At 74.9% G+C, this 2,667-nt stretch carries 1 protein-coding gene; it reads right to left on the bottom strand.

Going from position 1 to position 2,667, the window contains the following annotated elements; all coding sequences use genetic code 11:
* A partial coding sequence (locus GC722_RS15990) for a DUF11 domain-containing protein (protein ID WP_156611737.1) occupies positions 1–2,667 on the bottom strand: 2,667 nt, incomplete at both ends.

Here is a 2,667-nt window from a genome sequence, read left to right as displayed (position 1 = left end):
GGCGGCTGGGTCGGGTCGACGGGCGGCTGGGTCGGGTCGACCGGCGGCTCGGTGGGATCGACCGGCGGCTCGGCCGGCGCTACCTCGACCGCGGCGGAGGCGACGTCGCCGGAGGGGTCGGGGTCGACGGAGTCCGAGGTCGCCGAGGCGGTGTTCTCGACCTCACCGGTCCCGGTGAGCCTGGCCTCCAGGGTGAGCGTGGCGCTCGCCCCGACCGCCAGGGTGCCGACCGACCACAGACCGGTGGACGGGTCGAGCTCGCCCTGGTCGGCGTCGTGGCCGAGGAGCTGTGCGCCCTCGGGCCAGTCGTCCTGCACCTCGACGGCGTCGGCGTCCGACGGTCCGTCGTTGGTCACCACGACGGTCCAGGTCACCACGTCGCCCTGCCGGGCCTCCGTGGCGTCCACCGTCTTGCTCACGCGGAGGTCGGAGACGCGACCCACCGGGTCGGTGGTGGTGGCGGTGTTGTCACCGGGGTCGATCTCGGGCGTGGTCGAGCCGACCGTCGCCGTGTTGGTCAGCGTGCCGTCCAGGTCGCTGGCCAGGTCCGCGGTGACCGTGAAGGTCGCCGAGGCGCCGGGGGCGAGCTCGGGCACCGAGCAGGTCACCGTGCTGCCGACCGGTGTGCAGCCGTCGGTGCCCACCGGGGTGGCGCCTGCGGGCAGCTGGTCGGTCACGCTGACCTCCCGGGCCAGCGCCGGGCCCTCGTTGACCACGGTCAGCTCCCAGCTGCCCTGCGTGCCCGCGGTCAGCGGAGCGAGGGTGGTCTTGGTCAGCGCCAGGTCGGCCCAGGCGGCCGCGTCGCCGGAGACGGTGCCGGTGTTGTCGGCCTCGTCGGGGTCGGGGGTGACCGCCGACACCACGGTGGCGCTGTTGGTGAAGGTGGCGGGCGCGTAGTCGGCGGGGACGTCGGCGTCGATGGTGATGACCACCGGGTCGGCGTCGGGAGCGAGGTCACCCAGGTCGCAGGTGACCACACCGTCCTGGTCGACCTGGCAGTCGGCCCCGTCGACGGCGGTGACGGTCAGCGCGGGGTCGACCGGGTCGGTGACGGTGACCTGGCGGGCCACCGACGGGCCGTCGTTCACCACGGTCAGGGTGAAGGTGGCCGGCTCGCCGGGGGACAGCACCTCGGGGTCGACGGTCTTGACCAGCGACAGGTCGGCGCCGGGGACCACCGGCAGGGTGCTGGAGGACACGTTGTCGGTCTCGTCGGGGTCGACGGTCGGGCTCGCGACGCCGGCGGTGCTGGTCACCGTCGGCTGGTCGTAGCCGGGGTCGACCTCGGCCACGACGGTGATCGTCCGGCTCTCACCGGGGGCCAGGTCGCCCACGGTGCACAGCCCGGTGGCCGTGTCGCACACGACGCCCTCGCCGGTCAGGGAGACCAGGGTGACCCCGGCGGGCAGCGCCTCGGACAGGGTGACGCCACGGGCCAGGGCCGGGCCCTCGTTGGTGACCACGACGGTCCAGGAGGCCTGGCCGCCGGGGACGGCGACGTCGGAGACCGGCGTGGTGACGACCGACAGGTCGGCGCGGGCCGCCGCCGGACCGGACACGGTGCCGGTGTTGTCCTCGGCCACCGGGTCGGGGGTCGCGGAGCTGACCACGGCGCTGTTGGCGAACGTGTCGGCCACGTGGTCGGCGGGGACGTCGACCTCGACGGTGATGACCACCGGGTCGGCGTCGGGGGCCAGGTCGCCGAGCTCGCAGGCCACGGTGCCGGTGCCGCCGACCTCGCAGTCCGCGCCGGTGACGTCGGTGACCTCGAGCGCGGGGTCGACCGGGTCGAGCACCCGGACGTCTCGGGCCACGGAGGGGCCGGCGTTGTCCACGGTGAGGGTGAAGGTGGCCGGCTCGCCGGGGGAGAGGGTCCCCGGGTCGACGGTCTTGACCAGCGACAGGTCCGCCGAGCCGGCGGCACCCAGCGTGCTGCTGGCCACGTCGTCGGTGGTGTCGGGGTCGTTCGTGGCAGCGGTCACGCTGGCGGTCGACGTCACGGTGGGCTGGTCGTAGTCGTCGGCGACGGCGGCCACCACGGTCAGGGTGACGACCTGGCCCGGGGCGAGGTCGCCCAGGCTGCAGGTGCCGGTGGCCAGGTCGCAGCTCGCGTCGCCGCCGGTGACCGAGACGAGGGTGACGCCGGCGGGCAGGGCCTCGGTGAGGGTCACCGCGCGGGCGGTGGCCGGGCCGTCGTTGCGGACCACGACCCGCCAGGTGACCTCGGTGCCCGGGGTGGCCCTGTCGGAGACCGCCGTGTTGGTGACCGACAGGTCGGCCAGCGGGGCCGCCGGCCCGGAGACGGTCCCCGTGTTGTTCCCGGCGTCGGGGTCCTCGGTGGCCGAGGAGACCACGGCGCTGTTGGCGAAGGTGTCCGAGGCGTAGCCGGCGGGCACGTCCACGTCGACGGTGATGACCACCGGCTCGGCACCGGGGGCGAGGTCACCCAGGTCGCAGCTGACGGTGCCGGTGTCGCCGACCTCGCAGTCGGCGCCGTCGACGGCCGTGATCTCGAGGGCGGGGTCGACCGGGTCGGTGACGCTGACGTCGCGGGCCACCGACGGTCCGGCGTTGTCCACCGTGAGGGTGAAGGTGGCCGGCTCGCCGGGGGAGAGGACCTCGGGGTCGACGGTCTTGACCAGCGACAGGTCCGACAGCGGTCGGACC

This window comes from Auraticoccus cholistanensis, from assembly GCF_009742705.1.
Classification (GTDB): Bacteria; Actinomycetota; Actinomycetes; order Propionibacteriales; family Propionibacteriaceae; genus Auraticoccus; species Auraticoccus cholistanensis.
Note: the sequence above shows the minus strand (reverse complement) of the source record. Positions and strands in the feature narration are given on the sequence as shown.